The sequence below is a fragment of the Duganella guangzhouensis genome (assembly GCF_009674535.1).
In the GTDB taxonomy this organism is placed as follows: domain Bacteria; phylum Pseudomonadota; class Gammaproteobacteria; order Burkholderiales; family Burkholderiaceae_D; genus Rugamonas; species Rugamonas guangzhouensis.
Genome location: NZ_WKJK01000075.1, coordinates 1 through 298 on the forward strand (window position 1 = coordinate 1; position 298 = coordinate 298).

1 tRNA gene is annotated in these 298 nt (G+C 45.6%); it reads left to right on the forward strand.

Going from position 1 to position 298, the window contains the following annotated elements:
* Positions 1 to 51 precede the first annotated feature (51 nt).
* Positions 52 to 127: transfer RNA gene (locus tag GJ699_RS33995), tRNA-Ala, on the forward strand.
* Positions 128 to 298: the final 171 nt, after the last annotated feature.

A 298-nucleotide genomic window follows, 5' to 3' on the forward strand; every position in this document is an offset into this window, starting at 1 on the left:
CGCGGGGGTCGTTGGTTCGAGTCCAACCAGCCCTACCAGTTGCACCAAATAGGGGGATTAGCTCAGCTGGGAGAGCACCTGCTTTGCAAGCAGGGGGTCGTCGGTTCGATCCCGTCATCCTCCACCACCTGTTTTTACGTAAGCACTAAGATGTTTAGGTAAAAGCAGTATCGTTCTTTAACAATCTGGAAGAAGTAAAGTTTTATTTAAGCGTGTAAGCAATTACACACTTAGGGTAGTAAAACTCATCATCACAAGTAGTAAATGCTTAGAACTATAGCCGTCAAGGTTATAGGGA